Source organism: Rhizobium sp. BK379 (assembly GCF_014193955.1).
GTDB lineage: Bacteria > Pseudomonadota > Alphaproteobacteria > Rhizobiales > Rhizobiaceae > Rhizobium.
Window position 1 is genome coordinate 1,015,744 of sequence record NZ_JACIAD010000001.1, and the last position, 17,140, is coordinate 1,032,883.

Consider the following 17,140-nt stretch of genomic DNA (forward strand, 5'->3'; position numbering starts at 1 on the left):
AAGATTATCCCGATTAGGCGTTTAAATCTGGACGAACCATGCCGATATTCCGCACAGTAGAGGGCGGTGGATTCACCGAAATCAGGGCGGCGATCGCCGTTGCCGAGCATCTGAGCTTCCGCGCCGCCGCCGATGCGCTATCGATGTCGCCGACGGCGCTGAGCAGCAATGTGCGCGCGCTGGAGGACCGGCTCGGCATCCGCCTCTTCAACCGCACGACCCGCAGCGTCTCGCTGACCTCCGCCGGCGAGGAATTCATCGCCAGCGTGGCCCCTTCGCTGGCCGCCATCGAACAGGCCATGCAGGCTGCCGGCAGCCATGGCACGCGTCCCTCCGGCACATTGCGCATCAACAGCTCGGTCACCGGCGCCCATGAAATCCTGACACCGCTGATACAGGCCTACATGGCGCAACACCCGGCCGTACAGGTGGAGCTGTCGAGCGAAAGCCGGCTGGTGGATGTGGTGCTGGAAGGCTGCGACGCCGGCATCAGGCTCGCCGAATCCGTGCCGGCCGAAATGGTGGCCGTGCCCCTGCCCTTCGGTCTCGATTTCTGTGTGGTGGGCGCGCCGGGCTACTTCGCCGATCACCCGGCGCCGCGCACGCCGCTCGATCTGGCCGCGCACAGCTGCATCCGCTCGCGGGCATCGGGCGGCGGCATCTACCGCTGGGAATTCGAACAGAATGGCGAAACGCTGGAGATCGATGTGCCGGGCGCGCTGACGCTCGACGACCAGTCACTGATGCTGAAGGCCGCCATCGCCGGCATCGGGCTTGCCTATATTTCCCGGGCGATCGCCGCAGAGGCGATCGCGAGCGGCAGGCTTGTGACCGTGCTGGAAGACTGGGTGGCGGGCTCCTCACTCCTTTGCCTCTACTACCCGCGCAACCGCAATACTTCGGCGGCACTTCGGGCGCTGATCGATCTGATTCGCGCAGACAGCGGAAGCCGCGGCTGAACATGGTCGACACTGTAGGGTCTCTGCGCCACCAGGCTCAGAAGCGGCAAGGCCCAGCGCAGGCCATCCCATTCCGGCGCATCGAGCGGATCGGCGAGCGGGTCTTTCCTCTGCCGGCGGCTATGCCTGTGAAGCTCGTTTGCGAGCATGATCCAGTTGAGAAGCATCATCCTGCCTCCATCTATGACAGATGCAACTGAGCTAAGGCGCGCGCCCCGGCAAAGGTAGACGCGCGGATAAAAGGGGGTTTTCATCCGTGAAAGAGGCAAGCTGGGACGACCTGCAGCTCTTCTTCCATGTCGCGACATCGGGCGGCCTGACGGGCGCTGCCGCGCGCACGGGTCTCAGCGCCCCGACGATCGGGCGGCGCATGCTGGCGCTGGAGCGGGCGACCGGACGCACGCTCTTCCGCCGCGGCCCGACCGGCTATCTGCTGGCCAGCGATGGCGAGATGCTGTTCGAGCGCGTTCTCGTCATGCAGGAAGCGGCCGAGGCGATATCGGACTGGCGCGGCGACGTGCTGACCCTGCCGATCGTCTCGACCGGTGCCGATGCCTGGACGCTGCGCTTCATCGCCGATCATCTATCCGAAGTCTGGAGCCCGAAAGACGAGTTCCGCATGTGCTACAAGGCGCTCGACACCGGCCAGGACCTGACCTATCGCGAGGCGCATCTCGCCCTCATGCACGGCAGGCCGGAGCGCGGCAATTTCGCCACGCGCCGCTCCGTCTCCGTCGCCCACGCGGCCTATCAGGCCGCCACCTTCAGCGCCGCCAATCACAACTGGATTTCACTGGGAACCGAGATTGCGACAACACCCGCCGACAAATGGACCTTCGAGCAGCCCGACCACTGGATCACCAGCTGGACGAACACGCCGCTGATGCTGCCCCACCTCATCCGCGGCGGCGCCGGCCGCGGCCTGCTGCCCTGTTTCATGGGCGACGCCGACCCCGGCCTCGTCCGCGCCGGGCCTGTGATCGACAGCCTGACCTATGACATCTGGATCACCGTGCACGAGGACGAGCGCCAGCGGCCCGAAGTGCGAACCGTCATCGACAGGCTGAGTGCGCTGTTTGCGGCGCATGCCGGTCTGTTTGCCGGCCGATGCGAGCACCATTGAGCGGCATTACAAGGCGGCCGGAGGCGCTCCATGCCGCGGCCATTGCGGCGGCTGCACCGCCGGATGCGTGAGGCCCTCCTCTTCGGCCTCGTCATCGCAGGCCGTCCGCAGCTTTGACACGCTGCCCTCGATCTGGTCGAGCAGGGTTTGAACCTCATCGAACCGGCCGAGAAGGCGATGGGTGAGTTTCCTGAATCTGCGTCTGGACATGGTGAACTCCTTTGATCCGGAACGCCGCGGATCAAAGAAAGTTCGGCTGGCTCCGTTCTGCCATGTGGCTTGCCGCCGGCAATCCGCCGTCGCGGCGGAAAGCCCCCGGCGTCGCTCCGGTTTCCCGCTTGAAGACGCGGTTGAAGGCGGCGATCGATTCATAGCCGACGGCGCGGGCGATTTCGGTAAGCGGCAGCTGCTGATCCTGGATGAGGCGGCTTGCGCGATAGATCCGCCATCCCGTGAGATAATCGAGTGGGCTCTGGCCGACCACCGCCTTGAACCGTGCGGCAAAGGCCGAGCGCGACATGCCAGAGAGGCGGGCGAGCGTTTCCACCGTCCAGTCCTTTTCCGGCTCGCCATGCATGGCGTGGATCGCCCGCTCCAGATTGGCGTCACCGATGGCCGCAAGCCAGCTCCGCGTCGGCCCGCCAGGCATGGCCGAATAGGCGCGCACCGCATGGACGAAGAGCAGCTCGAACAGCCGGGCGATGACGGCATCCGAGCCGAGGCCCGGCGCATCCGTCTCGGCCGCCAGAAGCTCCAGCACCGACTGGAAGGCCAGGCTGCGGTTCTGGTCGAGCTTCAGGTGCAGAAGCCGCGGCAGGACTTTCGTGAGCGGGCGCGCCTCCAGCCTGTCCATCTGGAACATGCCGCTGACGAAGGTGGTGACGGCCCCGCCGCCGCCGACCTCGATCCGGTTTCCGACCCTGAGCCTCTCCACCTCGACGCAGGGCATCGGCAGGGAATCCTCATGGTCGTACATGCGGTAGGGCTCCTCATCCAGCATGATGAAGACATCGCCGCTGCGCAGTGCGATCGGCTCCGGATGGCTGTCCGTCGTCAGGATGCCGGAGCCGCGCACGACGAGCACGAACTTCACCACCGGCTCTCCCGAAGAGGCCCAGGCCCAGGGCGCGCTCGCCTCCAGCCGGGTGAAGGTTGCCTGGCGGATGCTGAAATCCCCCAGGATTTCCGTCAACGGATCCATTTTCATCCTCCACTTTGGACGAACGAGCAATAATCATGGACGTTCGAAGCTCATACGTCCCAACGTCTGCACCCTATATGGACGGAAACAAGGACGGAGAGCAATGACAAATCCAGTTTCCACCGAACAGACAGATCCGATCGGCGAGGTCAGGCGGGCCAAGGCGCGCTATTGCCGGTTCATCGATACCAGGCAATGGGACGATTTCGCCGCCCTCTTCATGCCCGATGTCGGCATCCGCATGCTCGACCCCGATGGCGGCCTGATCGCCGCCTTCGACGACAGGGATGCCTTCATGGCGGTGACGACGGCCTTCCTGCAGGGCGCGCGCTCCAGCCATCACATCCACAATGAGGAGATCGACCTGATCTCCGTCAGCGAGATATCGGCGGTCTGGGCGATGGAAGACATCGTCGTCAACGCCGCCCCCGCCCCCGGCCAGCCGGCGCGCATGCATGGCTACGGTCACTACCACGAGACATGGAAGCGGACGCCGCAGGGCTGGCGCATCGCGCGGCTTGAGCTGAGGCGCACCATCCTCGAATTCAACGACAACCAGGAAACTCACCCATGAGCAAAACCCCTATCCGCGTCGGCATTATCGGCGTTCACCCCGACAAGGGCTGGGCGACCATCGCCCATATTCCGGCACTCGCGCAGCTGCCCGAATTCCGCCTGACCGCAATCAGCCACAACAGGCCTGAAGTCGCCAAGGCCGCCGCCGAGAAATACGGCGTTCCCCATGCGCTCGGCTCCGCCGATGAACTGATCGGCCATCCCGAGGTCGATCTCGTCGTCATCAGCGTGAAGGTGACGCATCACCGCGAACTGGTGGAAAAGGCCGTTGCCGCCGGCAAGGCGGTGTTTTCCGAATGGCCGCTCGGCATGAACCTTGCCGATGCCACCGCCATGCGCGATCTCGCCCGCGACAAGGGTGTCGCCACCAGCATCGGCCTGCAGACGCGCGCCGTCCCGGCCTTTGCCTATATCAAGGATCTCATCGCCGAAGGTTATCTCGGCGAAGTGCTCTCGGCCACCATGGTCGGCTCCGGCATCACCTTCGGCGAAAGCATGAGCGAGACCTTCGCCTATACGCTCGATCCATCCAAGGGCGTCGGCATGCAGAACGTCGTCTTCGCCCATTCGATCGACGGGCTGACCGATATGCTCGCAAGCCGCTTCGAAACGGTGACCGGCAATCTCGCAACGCGACGCAAGACCACCCGCATCGAGGAAACCGGCGAGATCCTGCCGATGACCGTTCCCGATCAGCTCGTTGTCAGCGGCACGCTGGAAAACGGCACCGTCGTCGCCGCGCATTTCCGCGGCGGCCTGTCGCGCGGCACGAATTTCCGCATCGAGATCAACGGCACGAAGGGCGACCTGATCCTGACGAGCCCGGTCGGTTATGTCGGCATCGGCGGCTTCACGCTGATGGGCGCGACCGGCGACGAGACCCTGCACGAACTGGAGATCCCTGCCCGCTACGGCGCCGACCGCTTTTCCGAGGGTCCGTCGCAGAGTGTGGCGACCGCCTATCTCAGGCTCGCCGCCGATATCACCGACGGCACGCATACCAGCCCCGATTTCGACGACGCCGTGGCGCTGCACCGGCTGATCGATGCGATCGAGACCAGCGGCGGCAAGCCGCGCAAGCTTTGAAGGAGAGAGAAGATGAAAGCTGTCATCATGAGCGGCCCCGGCGGGCCTGACGTACTGCAACTGACCGAGCAGCCGGAGCCGGTCGCCGGCCCCGGTCAGGTTCTGGTGGAGATTGCCGCCGCCGGCGTCAATTTCATGGATATTGGCGCGCGCCGCGGCGGCCTCTGGAAGGAGATGCCGAACCCCAAGATCATGGGCGTCGAAGGCGCCGGTCGGGTTCTGGCCCTGGGTGAAGGCGTGACGGAGTTTCGGCCGGGCCAGCGCGTCGCCTGGGTCTATGCGCCGGGAAGCTATGCCGAGCGCATCGCAATTCCCGCGGGCTCGCTGGTGCCGGTGCCCGACGATATCGACGACAGGACGGCCGCCGGCGTGATGATGCAGGGCCTGACCGCCAGCCACTTCGCGACGGATTTCTACCCGGTCCAGCCAGGTGACACGGCCCTCGTCCATGCAGCCGCCGGCGGTCTCGGCCTGCTGCTGACGCAGATTATCAAATCGCGCGGTGGCCGGGTGATCGGCCGCGTCTCCAGCCCGGAAAAGGCGGCCATCGCCAGGCAAGCAGGCGCCGACCACGTCATCGTCGATCCCGCCGGCACCTTCGCCGACGAAGTGCTGAAGCTCACCGGCGGCGAAGGCGTAGACGTCGTCTATGACGGATCGGGACCGGAAACCTTCGCCGGCTCGCTCGCCTCGCTGCGCCGCTCCGGCACCTTCTGCTGGTTCGGTCCCGTTCTCGGCGGCCCCGGCCCGCTCGACATCATGAGCCTGCCGAAAAGCATCAAGATCGGCTATGCCGTCTTCGCCGACCATATCCACACGCCCGAACTGCTTCGCCGGCATACGGCCCAGCTCTTCGAGTGGATCTCGCGAGGTGAGATGACAGTGCATATCGATGCTGCGTACCCGCTGGCCGAAGCGGCAGGCGCGCATGCCGCGATGGAAAGCCGCGCCACGAAGGGCAAGCTGCTGCTGATACCGTGATGGACCTGTGGCGGGCGGACCGAAAAGGACGCGCCCGTCACGCCGTCGCCGAACCGCGCGCGCCGACCGGATTGCGCCGGAAGAGTTCGCCGACCAGCCAGCTGTCGAGATAGGCGCGCACTTCGACGATCGTTTCGCCCTGGAAGCGGCAGAGCCAGCAATAGCGGTTGTCGAAGCGCATTCCGTCGCGGGCTGTCGCCATGGAGCGGAGCTCGACGATCGCCCAGTCACCGTCGATGAGGATGTTTTGCGTGGAGAGCCGGGTGCCCTCCGGCAGCACCTTGTGCAGCTTCTCGAAAGTGGCGGCGAAGAATTCCTGCTTGGAGCGGTAATGGCCTGCAAGCGGATGCGTGCCCATGACCGTCCAGTCCACATCGTCGGCGACATGGGCGAAAAAGCCCGCGCCATCGCCCTGTTCGAGATGCGAAAAGAGTGCTGCGACATGCTCTTTGTTCATGGCACTTCCCCCTGAGCGGCCGGGATGAACAATGACCTGATGAGAACTGATCGAACCCGGTGGAAACGGGAATGATGCAGCCATCGATAGCATGAGTTAGGAAGTGCTGAAATAGCGGTGCCTGCCGCCAGGCGGGAACGAACGCCGTTCGGGCAAGTTATCCGGGCAACAATCACCTGATCGGATCGCCCGATGCGAATGCTGATGATGTTAATCCTGGCGCTGATGATCGCATCCGTCGTCGGCATACTGGCGGTGCAGATGTTCGGCGGCGGCAGCGCCAAGGGCGACAAGCCGCCGGCGGTCATCCAGCAGCCGGAGCCGAAATAGCGCCTTCACTTTGCTGCCCTCACCGTCCGGCCCTTACTTGGGCTCCAGCCGCGCCATCACCCGTTCCGTCAGACGGTCGCATTTCCAGCCGGCGAAGGGAAAGGCATCCATTGCCACCGGCCCGATTAAAGCGTCCAACTGGCGGCGCAGCAGGGCGCGGGCGCGATGCAGGCGGCTGCGCACGGTTTCGGGCTTGAGCGACAGCATTTCGGCGGTTTCCTCGACGCTCATTTCCTCGATCACCCTGAGGATGAAGACGAGCCGGTATTCTTCCGGCAGGCTGTCGGTCGCCTCTTCCACGAGTTTCAGGATCTGTCGCTGCGCCATGGTGATCTCGGGATTGTCGATGGGCGAACCTGTGGGAAAATCGACGACGCGGCTTTGCATCGCCGCCGTATCGACGGAGACTTCCGGCATGCGGCGTTGCCTGCGAAGGCGGCCGAGCGCCTCGTTCATGACGATGCGCGTCAGCCAGGTGGAAAAAGCGCTGGCGCCCTGGAAATCGGCCAGGTGCCGGAATGCCTTGAGATAGGCTTCCTGCAGCGCGTCTTCCGCCATCGCATCGTCGCGCAGGATGCCGCGGGCAACGCGGAAGAGCCGCCGGTTATAGCGCCGCATGATGGCGCGGAAACCCCTGATATCGTTCGCCAGCGCCAGCGCCACCAGCTCGGGGTCGCTTCTATCCGCCAGCGATATCTCTGCCTGAAACGTCATGGCTCATCCTTTTTCCGCATTGGATGCCGGGGCAAGCCAAAGGTTCCCGGCATCCCGAAAAAATCTTTCGGGAACGCCAGCCCGATACCGGCATCCAATCCTGCGTAGGAAACATCGACCGGCACCTATCAGCCGGATGGAGGACCAGATGCACAAACACCTTATCGCCGCCCTCGCCGCCATGGCGCTCTCCGCGCCCGCAGCCCTTGCCGCCGGGCCAGCCCCCACCGATCCACAGATCGCCCATATCGCCTACACGGCCGGCGTCATCGACATCGAGGCAGCCAAGCAGGCGGTCGAGAAATCGAAAGACAAGGAGGTCGTTGCCTTCGCCAAGGACATGATCCGCGACCACGAGGCCGTCAACAAGCAGGCGCTCGATCTCGTCAAGAAGCTGAAGGTGACGCCCGAGGACAATGATACCAGCAAATCGCTGAGTGCCGATGCGAAAAAGGAGCGGGAGAAACTCTCCAAACTGAAGGGCGCCGCCTTCGACAAGGCCTATGTCGACAATGAGGTCGCCTATCACAAGGCGGTCAACAACGCCCTGAAGACGACGCTGATCCCGGCCGCGCAGAACCCGGACCTGAAGAGCCTGCTCGAAACCGGCCTGAAACTCTTCGAAGGCCATGAGCAGCATGCCGAGCATGTTGCCTCGATGCTGAAATGAAGGTCACGAGTGTCATGACCGCCATGGCGATCCTGCCTGGACTTTGCCTTGCGGCCGGTCTTTCCCTTCTCGGGACGGCCGCAAGCGCTGCCACGATCGAGGTGACCATCGAGAAGCTGGCATTCGGGCCGGCGGTGGTAAAGGCGCAGCCGGGCGATACGATCCTCTGGCACAACAAGGATGTGATGGATCACACCGCGACCTCGAAAGGCAATTTCGATGTGGTGATCCCGGCGGGCAAGTCGGGGTCCCTAGTGGTGAAGGGGGACGGAGCGTTCGACTATCTCTGCCGGTATCATCCGAACATGAAGGGGCGGATCGAGGTGGGGCGGTAGGGGCAGCCTTGGGCCTTGCCAGGAATTTTTGGCCGTCAGCCCGGTCGTTGGCAACGAAAACCCCTCCCCAACCCCTCCCCACAAGAGGGAGGGACTAACCCGGCGGCACTTCCAAAACGCCTGACATGGGGAGAACGGGTGCGGCAGCTTAAGCCCCTCCCCCTTGTGGGGAGGGGTTTGGGGCGGGGTCTTCGTCACGAGCTCTAAGCAAACTGTTCCCCCCATGTCACCCCCACAACCATTCATCCCCCACCCTCCCGCCATCAAGCCAAATCGGCCGGATGGTGGATGATCATCCGTTCCGGCCGCACCGCCACCAGGATCGGATGACCCCATGTGCATGTTCTCCTCGCCGCCGAAAGCCGAGCCGCCGCAGGCGCCGCCCGAATACGCCCAGCAGAAGACGCCTGATTATGCGGCTGCCCAGTCCGCCGCCGCGCGCCGCGCTTCCGACAAGGTGAAGGGGGCGCCCTCCACCATTCTCACCTCGCCTTCGGGCGCGCCGCCGCTTGCCGATACGCAGTCACCGCTGCTCTCGGGCAACAGCCTCAAGAAGACGCTGCTCGGGCAGTAAGGCGGAGAGATCAATGGAAAATCCTCGTCGCGACAACGAGACACAGATTGCCTATCACCGCCGCCGGCTGAATGAGCTGAAAGAGGTTCGCCAGCCCTGGGAGGCCGAATGGCGGGCGCTCGCCGAGCATATCGAGCCGACGCGCCTCAGGCTGCATTCCGGCCGCGAAGGCCCGCGCTCGCGCGACAAGATCGTCGACAGCACCGGCACCCATGCCTATGAGACGCTGAAATCGGGCATGCATTCGGGCCTGACCTCGCCCGCCCGCCCCTGGTTTCGCCTCACCACCTTCGATCCCGATCTGAAGAAGCTCGACGCCGTCAAAGTCTATCTCGCCGCCGTGCAGGACAAGATGCGCGAGGTCTTTGCCGCCTCCAATCTCTACCGCGCCTTCCATATCGGCTATGGCGATCTCGGCCAGTTCGGCCAGTCGGTGGCGATCCTCGTGGAAGACGAGGAAACGGTCATCCGCGTGCAGCAGCTGGTGCATGGCCGCTTCTGGATCGCCCGCGATCACAAGGGCAAGGCGACCACCCTCTACCGCACCTTCCGCTGGTCGGTGCAGCGCATCATCGAGCGCTTCGGCTACGACAATGTGCCGGAGCGGGTAAAGAGCCTCTATGACAGCTCCAGATATGGCGAATGTTTCGATGTCTACCACGCCATCGAGCCGCGCCACGACCGCGACCCCAAACTGATCGACAAGCGCAACAAGCCGTACCTGTCCAATTACTGGATCGACGAGATCGGTTCGGAACTGCTGGAGGAAAGCGGCTTCGACAGCAACCCCATCATCGCGCCGGCCTGGGAATTGTCCGAGGACGATCACTATGCGCTCTCGCCCGGCCAGAAGGCGCTCGGCGATATCAGGATGCTGCAGCTGGAGCAGATGCGAAAGCTCGAAGGCATCGACAAGAAAGTGCGCCCGCCGATGAACGCGCCGACCTCGATGCAGAACAGCCCGGCCTCGCTGCTGCCGGGTGCGGTGAACTATGTGGATGACCCCACCGGCAAGGGCTTCCGGCCCGCGATGGAGGTGAACCTCAGCCTGATGGAGCTGCGCGAAGACATCCAGGAAGTGCAGAACCGCATCGAGAAGACCTTCTTTGCCGATCTCTTCTTCGCCATCACCAATATGGAAGGCGTGCAGCCGCGCAACCAGTTCGAGCTGACCCAGCGCAAGGAAGAGCAGCTGCTGCAGCTTGGCCCCGTGCTCGAAAACGTCTTCGGCGACCAGCTGGGACCGACCATCGACCGCACCTTCGATATTCTGGCCGCCCGCGACGAGCTGCCACCGCCCCCGCCGGAGCTGCAGGGCACGGAGCTGAAGGTCGAATATATTTCCACGCTGGCGCAGGCGCAGCAGGCGGTGGCGACAGGAGCGATCGAACGCGGCGTCGCCTTCATGGGCCAGGTCTCGGCGGTGAAGCCCGAAGCGCTCGACAAGCTCGATGTCGACGAGGCGATCGATCTCTATTTCGATGCGATCGGCGCGCCGCCCTCGATGATCCTTGCCGATGACAAGGTGGAGGCGATCCGCGCGCAGCGGGCACAGCAGATGCAGGCGGCGCAGACCGCACAGATGGCCTCGCAGGTGGCGCCCGCGCTGAACCAGGGCGCCAAGGCGGCGCAGGTGCTGGCCGATGCCAATGACAACCCGAATGGCGCGGCCCTGCTGCGCCAGCTGGGTCTCGCCTGATGGAGCAGTTTAAGGATCAACCATCCATCCCCCAAAACCTGGGACGAGACGAAATCACCGCGGCCTTCCGCGAGGTCTTCGCCAGCGCATCCGGCAAGCGCGTGCTCTTCTGGATGCTGGAGCAGTGCGCGATCTACCAGGAGGCCTATGCCGGCGAACTCGTCAACGCCACGCATTACACGCTCGGCAAGCAGGGCGTCGGTCGCCGGCTGATCGCCGAGCTCGATCGCATCGACCCAACGCTCTATCCGCGCCTGCTTCTGGCGATCGCGGATCTCAAGGCAAACGACAAGGCAGCGGCGGCAAGCCGCGCCGCAAGCGAGGAAGGCGAAGAACATGACGTTGATGCTTAGGATCGGCAGGCCGGAAATGGCGATGAGTGCCGAAGGTGCCGGCAGCGGCGGTGGCGAAGATGCTGCACCCGAGAGCGTTCTCTTCCCCGAGGATACGCCATCACCTGACGGTGACAGGGACGGCGATGGTTCGACCGAAAACCGGAACGACACCACCGATCAGACCGGCGACGACCCTGCCGACCGCGTGCCTGACGATGGCCGCTATGCCCTGACTATGCCCGAGGGCATCGAAGTGGATCAGGAGCTGATCGACGCGCTCGGCCCCGATTTTCACACTCTCGGCCTGACGAACCGGCAGGCGCAGCAGCTGGCCGATCGTTTCATCGAGATCCAGGGCCGGCGCGGCAAGGCGGCGGGTGAAGCCTGGGCCGGCCGCGTGCAGGGCTGGGCCGACGAAGCCCGCAGGGACCGCGAGATCGGCGGCGCGAAATGGACGGGCACCGTGGGCTCGGCGCAACGCGCGCTTTCCCGCCTCGGCACCCCGGCGTTGCGCGAATATCTCAATTCCAGCGGCGGCGGCAACCACCCCGAGATGATCAGAATTTTCGCAAAGGTCGGATCGATGATCCAGGAGGACAACCCACCGAATGGCGGCGCGGGCGGAAACGGCAGGAAAGCCGAAACCGCGCACCTGATGTTTCCCAAAGACGCACCGAAGGGCTGATAAGACATGGCCACCATTGGCAGCTACTACCCCAACCTCGTTGACGCATTCAAAGGCTCTGCCGAAGGCGCCGTCATCGAGCTACTCTCCCAGCAGAACCCGATCCTCGACGACGCGATGGCCGTCGAGTGCAACATGGATGCCGTGCACCGCCATATGGTGCGCACCGGCCTGCCCTCGGTCTCCTGGGGCCGCCTCTACCAGGGCATCAAGCAATCCAAGGCGACGATGCAGCAGGTGGATGACACGACGGGCTTCGTGCATGCCCGCTCCGAAATCGACATGCGCCTGCTCGATCTGGCGCCCGACAAGGCCAAGGCCCGCCTCGTCGACACCATGCCCTTCATCGAATCCCTGAGCCAGGAGATGGCCTCCGGCCTCTTCTACCATGACACGGCGACGACGCCGGAGAAGTTCAAGGGCCTGTCCGCCCGCTACTCCGCCTATAATCCAAACCTGCCGAATGTCGCCCAGCCGAACATCGCCAACCAGGTGGTCAACGGCGGTGGCACGGGTGCCGACAATACCTCGATCTGGTTCGTCACCTGGGGCGACCATGCCACCCACCTGCTCTATCCGAAGGGCACCAAGGCGGGCGTCAAGATCGACGACAAGGGCGAGCAGCGCGTGCTCGATGCCAATGGCGACCCCTATTATGCCAAGGAAACGCTCTATACCTGGCATATCGGCGCTGCCGTGAAGGACTGGCGCTACAATGCCCGCGTCGCCAATATCGACGTTTCCGACATGATGGCGGGCACGGTCGATCTCTGGTCGCTCCTGCGCAAGGGCTACTACCGCCTGCAGTCGCGCCGCCTGAACGCCAAGGCCAGCCGCATCGCCATCTACATGAACAAGGATGTGCTCGAAGTGCTCGACGTGCAGTCCTCGGACCGCGCGCTGACCTCCGACCGGCAGAATACCGTTCACCTGACCACGCAGTTCGTCGAAGGCCAGGAAGTGAAGTTCTATCGCGGCATCCCGATCCGCGAGACGGACGCCATCCTCAACACCGAAGCGGCCGTTCCGGCGCTCGCCTGATCGTCTCCCTCAGGCCCGCCGTCTTGAGCGGCGGGCATCCTCTCTCGAAAGGGTATCCAACATGATTTTCGACCGGCAGACGCTGCTTTCGGACGCGCAGGTAATCACCGCAACCGGCCCCAGCACCAATGTCATCAATCTCGGCCCGATCAAGGCCGGCCTGACCCGCGATATCGGCAAGGGCGAGCAGATCCCCTTCCTCATGCAGGTGGTGGAAAGCTTCAACAACCTCACCTCGCTCGCCGTCACCATCCAGACCGACGACAACGAGGCCTTCGCGTCACCAAAGGCCGTCATCACAACGACCCTCAACCTCGCCGATCTCAAGGCGGGCAAGATCATCCCGCCGAGCCATATTCCGCGCGGCACGGACGAGCTCTTCCTGCGCCTCCTCTACACCGTAACCGGCACGGCACCGACGACGGGCAAGATCACCGCCGGCTTCACGGCGGGAGTTCCCTCGCATGGTTGATGTCGTCGCCACCGAGCGCGGCTATTTCGGCAGCATCCGGCGCGAACCCGGCGAGCGTTTCAGCTTGCCGGACGCGCTCTGGAAGGACGAAAAACGCCGCCCGACATGGGTGCGGCTCGCCCGATCCGGCGACAAGGCCGGCGGCAAGGCGGAAGCCGAACCGGCGGGCAAAAAGCCGGTCGCCAAGCCCACCACACCTCCCGAGCCTGATGGCAACGGCGTGCAGGAAGCGCTTGGCGGCCCTACCCCGGACTGGGTGCCGCCGGAAATCCGGAACTCCTCCCAGCCTGGCGACTGACACCCGCTCGACAGGCCACCTCTGGAGCGCCGTGCGTTCATGCTCACGCAGGAAACACGGCTCCAGCTTTCTATTCGACGCATCCGGCTTCCGAAAATCGCATCCGGTTTTCGGGCCGATGCTGCAGCGGCTTCGGCCGCTCTTTTTTCCTGTTCAGCGAGGAAGAAGTGCCGATGGCGAAACTCTACAATATGCAGCGCGTCCAGGGCGTCGTCATCGTTGCCCACGGCACGCAGATGTTCAACAACCGCCCTGTCATCGGCATCCGCGATGTGGGCGACACCATCCTCTTTGACGACAACAAGCTCGTTCTCGGTGTCGAGATCATCAGCGATGGCGCGACCATCTATAACGACCTGCCCGTGCTCGGCGCCGTCATGATATCGGATGGGCGCAGCCTCTACGGGAATGCGCCGGTCATTCCCGTGAAGGGCGCAAATGTCGCCGTACCGCTGCCGGCCCTGCCGCTCGCAGCCGGCGCCAAGGTCATGGGCCTCGGCCACAGCTTCATCGGCCTCGGCGCTGCGCAGACCTATACTGCCGGGCAGACGGCGACGAACGGCCATACCGGCTTCTACGAGAATGGCCGCACCGTCCTCTCCTGGATCAAGGCAGCCGACGGCCGCTTCAACCTCGACATGTTCGCAGAACTCGCCCACCCCTTCTTCGCACCGAGTTCCTTTGCCGCCTTCTCGGGCGCGATGGGCGGAAAATCGGGCGACTGCCTCTTCCCCGTTCCTGGCCTCGAAGCACAGTTTCCCGGCACGCTGGCGCGCACCGCCTATGCTCTCGGTCAGAAGCCCGACATCGTCTATATCGATATCGGCTATAACGATATCGTCCGAAACCGGACGCTTGCGCAGATCGTTGCGGACCTCGACACCCAGGTGCAGCGCATCGTCGATGCCGGCATTTACGTGATCCTGCAGACGCTGAGCTGGACCAGCACGCTCGACGATCAGCCCGGCACCGACGATCCCGCCTGGCCCGGCATTCTCGACGGCATCGACGCGTGGATCGTAGCGCAGTCGGGCCGAGAAGGCGTCATGCTCTGCAACACGCTTGCGCTCGACGGCCCGGCCTCGGGCATCTCGCCGGCCATGTTCGTCGACGGCCTTCACCCCAAGCCCGACCTGATGGCAAAACGATCGGACATCCTGCTGCCGATCCTGCAGGGCATGGTTTCAGCCGGCGAAACGCGCTCGCTCGACCCGCTCGCCGCCTATAACATCTTCCCGCCGAAGGGTACGCCCGGCACCACAGGCGCCAAGACCAACGTCACCGGCGATGTCGCCACCGGCATGCGCCTGGTGCGCGGCACCGGCACCTCGACCTATGTCGGCAGCAAGGAAGTGGTGGCGACAGGAAACGAGAAGCAGGTCATTACGATCACGCCTGTCAATGACGCGGCTGCCGTTCATACCGTGACCTATGGCCTTCCTGCCAATCTCAGCCTTGCCACGCTCGGCCTCGTCGCCGGAGATTGGCTGGAGATCCAGATCCCGGTCGAGCTCAACGACTGGGCCGGCTGGGACTACCTCGACAGCTCCATCCGCGGCCCGGTCCAGATCGGCAACACGGTGACCGTCACCGGCGGCGGCTGGACGACGGGCAACTACATCGGCGGGCGTGGACGTTCCCTCATCTGCGGCTCGAAACTCTGGCTGCCGACGGGGCTGACGATGACGAACATCAGGCTCGATAACCTGCTGATCTTGAGGCACCTGTGCAATACGGGCGGAACAGGTGTTGCCAAGATCGGGGCGCCGATCATTCGCAAGATTGGCAGTCCGAGGACGGCGTGGGAGCTGGCGGCCTGACGTGGCCGCCATTCATCAAATGGCCATACGGTTAGCCGGATCACGAACGAACATCGATCGGCGGCGGTCAGGTTACCGGAGCACGTTTCAGCAGCCTGGATCGCGACCGCCGCGACCTCATGTCTCCGAAACGGGTGTCCTGGAAGCCTTCAGCCTGCCTCTCACGAGCAAGAGCAGTATGCCTGCTGCAGTGAGGGCCTGCAAAGACAAGTACGCGTACAAGATCCACCAGAAGATGATCACCTTCCTCTCCCTCGGTAGGTGAACATAGAACAGCAGATACCGAGGAAAACACGGACAAAGGTCTGATGTGCGATGCCATTTTTGACAAAAGCAAGGAAACGCCTGACAGCACAAGCGGGTCTTAAGCTTGAGGGCTCCAATAGTTCAAGCTCGCGGCTGTCCGTCTACGAAATTCAATCTGTAGTAGCTGTGATCACACAGCAATCATGAAGTGAGTACCCCGAGACCGCCACTCCACCAACGTCAAGCGATCGATCACGGCACTCCTAGCGACATCTGCCGGCCAGAGCCTTCCTGCCGAAGAGCCTTGCGATGGAAGCGACGCCCGCATGCCAGGCAACGGATGCGGCAGAAGCTCGGCGAACCACGGCCTTCGGGCGGGAGAGAGGTGTCGGTTGGCTCTCATCTTTCATGGACCCAGCCCCGCCTTCCCGCATGTCTGCGCGTCCGGGCGAAATCGCTTCCTTGACGATCCTGCCCTCTGAAAGCTCGCGCTTGGTCACAACAGCGGCCTGTATCAGCTCGTCGATGTCGTGAACTTGCGGCTCTTCTTCAAAAAGCCGCTCGAGCTCTGCTGCTTCCTCAAATAACTGCTCGATGCTCATTCCATCTCACTCCGGAAACTTCAACCGTGAGGCAGCGGTATCAGGCCGCAAATTTCACGTAAATCGCGCAATGCATCGCGCCCGGGAGAAAGTCTGATCAAGGTCAACCGGTAAGGTTAAATACCTGCCGCCCCACCCTTTTTTGCCGGTCTGGGGGTCAATGCCCGCCGCAGATCGTCGGCGGGCGGCGCCATCCGCGCCTCAACGAAGCCCGCCAAGGGGTGTTTGGCGGGCATCTCAGGAGAAATGTTTGAAAAGGGCGCTTCCGGTCAGGGAGAGACACCCTTTTCGTACTGACTCTGGAGGCATCAGTGAAAGAAGAATTAATGCCCCGATCGCCATCTTCAATCGGACTAAAGTCCCACATGCCACCATCATCTTGGGCGAGGATCAGCGCGGGCGGTCTGGCAAAAAGAAGCCCGCCGAAGCGGGCAAGCTTCTGCGAGGAACGGTGGAACCGCACGGCCGAAGCGATTGAAGGGTCAAGGAGACGCGCATCGGCCGCGCGATCCACCCGCTATAGACTGCAAAGGTGCCGGAAAGTTCCCGTCAGCCCTTGCCTCTGGCAGCAAATACCAGCGCTTTCAGCTGATCGAAATTATGGACGCCCTGACGGTACAGTTCGATCGTGATCGCGGCGATGCGCACAGTCTCCTCGTCATCCTTGTCGAGCTGGAATTCCGCCTTCACGGCATCCAGTACGCGCTGGCAAATGGCGAGGTCTTCCGATGTCATCGGTTGATCGCGCCCGCTTACGTGACGTTCAATCATTCGATCCCTCCATTATGGAAATCGGGATTCGAGATAATTTGTGATCGCGGATTTTCAAGCGGGTTTCGCCGGAATATGTAGGGCAGGCAGAGACCCGACCCCTCGTGCTGACCGGGCCTCCCCCATGCCACCTCATAAGGCTGAGCATGGCGGCGGGTCCCTACC

The 17,140-nt window shown here is 63.5% G+C and carries 22 protein-coding genes; 16 read left to right on the forward strand and 6 right to left on the reverse strand.

What is annotated here, in order from left to right:
• Window positions 1-38: 38 nt before the first annotated feature.
• The gene (locus FHT93_RS05260; protein WP_183846495.1) at window positions 39-959 is read left to right on the forward strand and encodes a LysR family transcriptional regulator; all 921 of its coding nucleotides are present in this window, start codon (window positions 39-41) and stop codon (window positions 957-959) included.
• Between the two features lie 256 nt (window positions 960-1,215).
• On the forward strand, window positions 1,216-2,082 hold the full coding sequence (locus tag FHT93_RS05265) for a LysR family transcriptional regulator (protein WP_113118116.1): 867 nt from the start codon (window positions 1,216-1,218) through the stop codon (window positions 2,080-2,082).
• Between the two features lie 6 nt (window positions 2,083-2,088).
• Here the strand turns inward: FHT93_RS05265 and FHT93_RS05270 are convergent, their stop codons facing one another.
• Window positions 2,089-2,292, reverse strand: coding sequence for a hypothetical protein (locus FHT93_RS05270; RefSeq protein WP_183846497.1), 204 nt, complete (start codon window positions 2,290-2,292; stop codon window positions 2,089-2,091).
• A 31-nt stretch (window positions 2,293-2,323) separates the two neighbouring features.
• On the reverse strand, window positions 2,324-3,283 hold the full coding sequence (locus FHT93_RS05275) for an AraC family transcriptional regulator (protein WP_183846499.1): 960 nt from the start codon (window positions 3,281-3,283) through the stop codon (window positions 2,324-2,326).
• Window positions 3,284-3,386: 103 nt separating this feature from the next.
• Here FHT93_RS05275 and FHT93_RS05280 point away from each other — a divergent pair, with 103 nt between their 5' ends.
• Genes FHT93_RS05280 through FHT93_RS05290 form a run of 3 tightly spaced genes read left to right on the forward strand, consistent with a single transcriptional unit; the run spans window position 3,387 to window position 5,926 of the window.
• Window positions 3,387-3,857 carry a nuclear transport factor 2 family protein gene (locus tag FHT93_RS05280; RefSeq protein ID WP_183846501.1) on the forward strand — a complete coding sequence of 157 codons (471 nt, stop codon included), beginning with the start codon at window positions 3,387-3,389 and terminating at the stop codon, window positions 3,855-3,857.
• Window positions 3,854-4,945, forward strand: coding sequence for a Gfo/Idh/MocA family oxidoreductase (locus tag FHT93_RS05285; RefSeq protein ID WP_183846503.1), 1,092 nt, complete (start codon window positions 3,854-3,856; stop codon window positions 4,943-4,945). Before FHT93_RS05280 ends, FHT93_RS05285 begins: the two co-directional genes overlap by 4 nt.
• Window positions 4,946-4,957: 12 nt before the next feature.
• Window positions 4,958-5,926, forward strand: a complete 969-nt coding sequence (locus tag FHT93_RS05290; RefSeq protein ID WP_183846505.1) for a quinone oxidoreductase — start codon at window positions 4,958-4,960, stop codon at window positions 5,924-5,926.
• 37 nt (window positions 5,927-5,963) lie between these two features.
• Here FHT93_RS05290 and FHT93_RS05295 read toward each other — a convergent pair whose 3' ends face one another.
• Window positions 5,964-6,383, reverse strand: a complete 420-nt coding sequence (locus tag FHT93_RS05295; RefSeq protein WP_113017290.1) for a nuclear transport factor 2 family protein — start codon at window positions 6,381-6,383, stop codon at window positions 5,964-5,966.
• Window positions 6,384-6,575: 192 nt separating this feature from the next.
• Between FHT93_RS05295 and FHT93_RS05300 the strand changes: the two genes are divergently transcribed.
• Window positions 6,576-6,713, forward strand: coding sequence for a hypothetical protein (locus tag FHT93_RS05300; RefSeq protein ID WP_183846507.1), 138 nt, complete (start codon window positions 6,576-6,578; stop codon window positions 6,711-6,713).
• Window positions 6,714-6,746: 33 nt separating this feature from the next.
• Here the strand turns inward: FHT93_RS05300 and FHT93_RS05305 are convergent, their stop codons facing one another.
• Window positions 6,747-7,427, reverse strand: coding sequence for an RNA polymerase sigma factor (locus FHT93_RS05305; RefSeq protein WP_183846509.1), 681 nt, complete (start codon window positions 7,425-7,427; stop codon window positions 6,747-6,749).
• Between the two features lie 148 nt (window positions 7,428-7,575).
• Between FHT93_RS05305 and FHT93_RS05310 the strand changes: the two genes are divergently transcribed.
• The 10 genes from FHT93_RS05310 to FHT93_RS05355 all read left to right on the forward strand — a co-directional run bounded on the left by FHT93_RS05310 (window position 7,576) and on the right by FHT93_RS05355 (window position 15,356).
• Window positions 7,576-8,097: a DUF4142 domain-containing protein gene (locus FHT93_RS05310; protein ID WP_029616571.1), complete on the forward strand. Its 522-nt coding sequence runs from the start codon at window positions 7,576-7,578 to the stop codon at window positions 8,095-8,097.
• Window positions 8,094-8,432 (forward strand): cupredoxin domain-containing protein, encoded by a 339-nt coding sequence (locus tag FHT93_RS05315; protein ID WP_246781546.1) that lies wholly within the window; start codon window positions 8,094-8,096, stop codon window positions 8,430-8,432. Before FHT93_RS05310 ends, FHT93_RS05315 begins: the two co-directional genes overlap by 4 nt.
• A gap of 334 nt (window positions 8,433-8,766) precedes the next feature.
• On the forward strand, window positions 8,767-9,006 hold the full coding sequence (locus tag FHT93_RS05320) for a hypothetical protein (protein ID WP_018115852.1): 240 nt from the start codon (window positions 8,767-8,769) through the stop codon (window positions 9,004-9,006).
• Window positions 9,007-9,019: 13 nt separating this feature from the next.
• Window positions 9,020-10,705 (forward strand): portal protein, encoded by a 1,686-nt coding sequence (locus tag FHT93_RS05325; RefSeq protein WP_183846511.1) that lies wholly within the window; start codon window positions 9,020-9,022, stop codon window positions 10,703-10,705.
• Window positions 10,705-11,058, forward strand: coding sequence for a hypothetical protein (locus FHT93_RS05330; protein WP_112543195.1), 354 nt, complete (start codon window positions 10,705-10,707; stop codon window positions 11,056-11,058). Before FHT93_RS05325 ends, FHT93_RS05330 begins: the two co-directional genes overlap by 1 nt.
• On the forward strand, window positions 11,042-11,725 hold the full coding sequence (locus tag FHT93_RS05335; RefSeq protein ID WP_246781547.1) for a hypothetical protein: 684 nt from the start codon (window positions 11,042-11,044) through the stop codon (window positions 11,723-11,725). Before FHT93_RS05330 ends, FHT93_RS05335 begins: the two co-directional genes overlap by 17 nt.
• 6 nt (window positions 11,726-11,731) lie before the next feature.
• On the forward strand, window positions 11,732-12,766 hold the full coding sequence (locus FHT93_RS05340; RefSeq protein WP_018115848.1) for a major capsid protein: 1,035 nt from the start codon (window positions 11,732-11,734) through the stop codon (window positions 12,764-12,766).
• Window positions 12,767-12,827: 61 nt separating this feature from the next.
• Window positions 12,828-13,238 carry a Bbp16 family capsid cement protein gene (locus FHT93_RS05345; RefSeq protein WP_183846513.1) on the forward strand — a complete coding sequence of 137 codons (411 nt, stop codon included), beginning with the start codon at window positions 12,828-12,830 and terminating at the stop codon, window positions 13,236-13,238.
• Window positions 13,231-13,536 (forward strand): hypothetical protein, encoded by a 306-nt coding sequence (locus tag FHT93_RS05350; RefSeq protein WP_183846515.1) that lies wholly within the window; start codon window positions 13,231-13,233, stop codon window positions 13,534-13,536. The genes FHT93_RS05345 and FHT93_RS05350 overlap by 8 nt, the downstream gene beginning before the upstream one ends.
• Before the next feature lie 173 nt (window positions 13,537-13,709).
• Window positions 13,710-15,356 (forward strand): SGNH/GDSL hydrolase family protein, encoded by a 1,647-nt coding sequence (locus FHT93_RS05355; protein ID WP_183846517.1) that lies wholly within the window; start codon window positions 13,710-13,712, stop codon window positions 15,354-15,356.
• Window positions 15,357-15,865: 509 nt separating this feature from the next.
• Here FHT93_RS05355 and FHT93_RS05360 read toward each other — a convergent pair.
• Entirely contained in the window at window positions 15,866-16,204 is a 339-nt protein-coding gene (locus FHT93_RS05360; RefSeq protein WP_183846519.1) for a hypothetical protein, read from the reverse strand.
• A gap of 549 nt (window positions 16,205-16,753) precedes the next feature.
• On the reverse strand, window positions 16,754-16,975 hold the full coding sequence (locus FHT93_RS05365; protein ID WP_112543187.1) for a hypothetical protein: 222 nt from the start codon (window positions 16,973-16,975) through the stop codon (window positions 16,754-16,756).
• Between the last annotated feature and the right edge of the window lie 165 nt (window positions 16,976-17,140).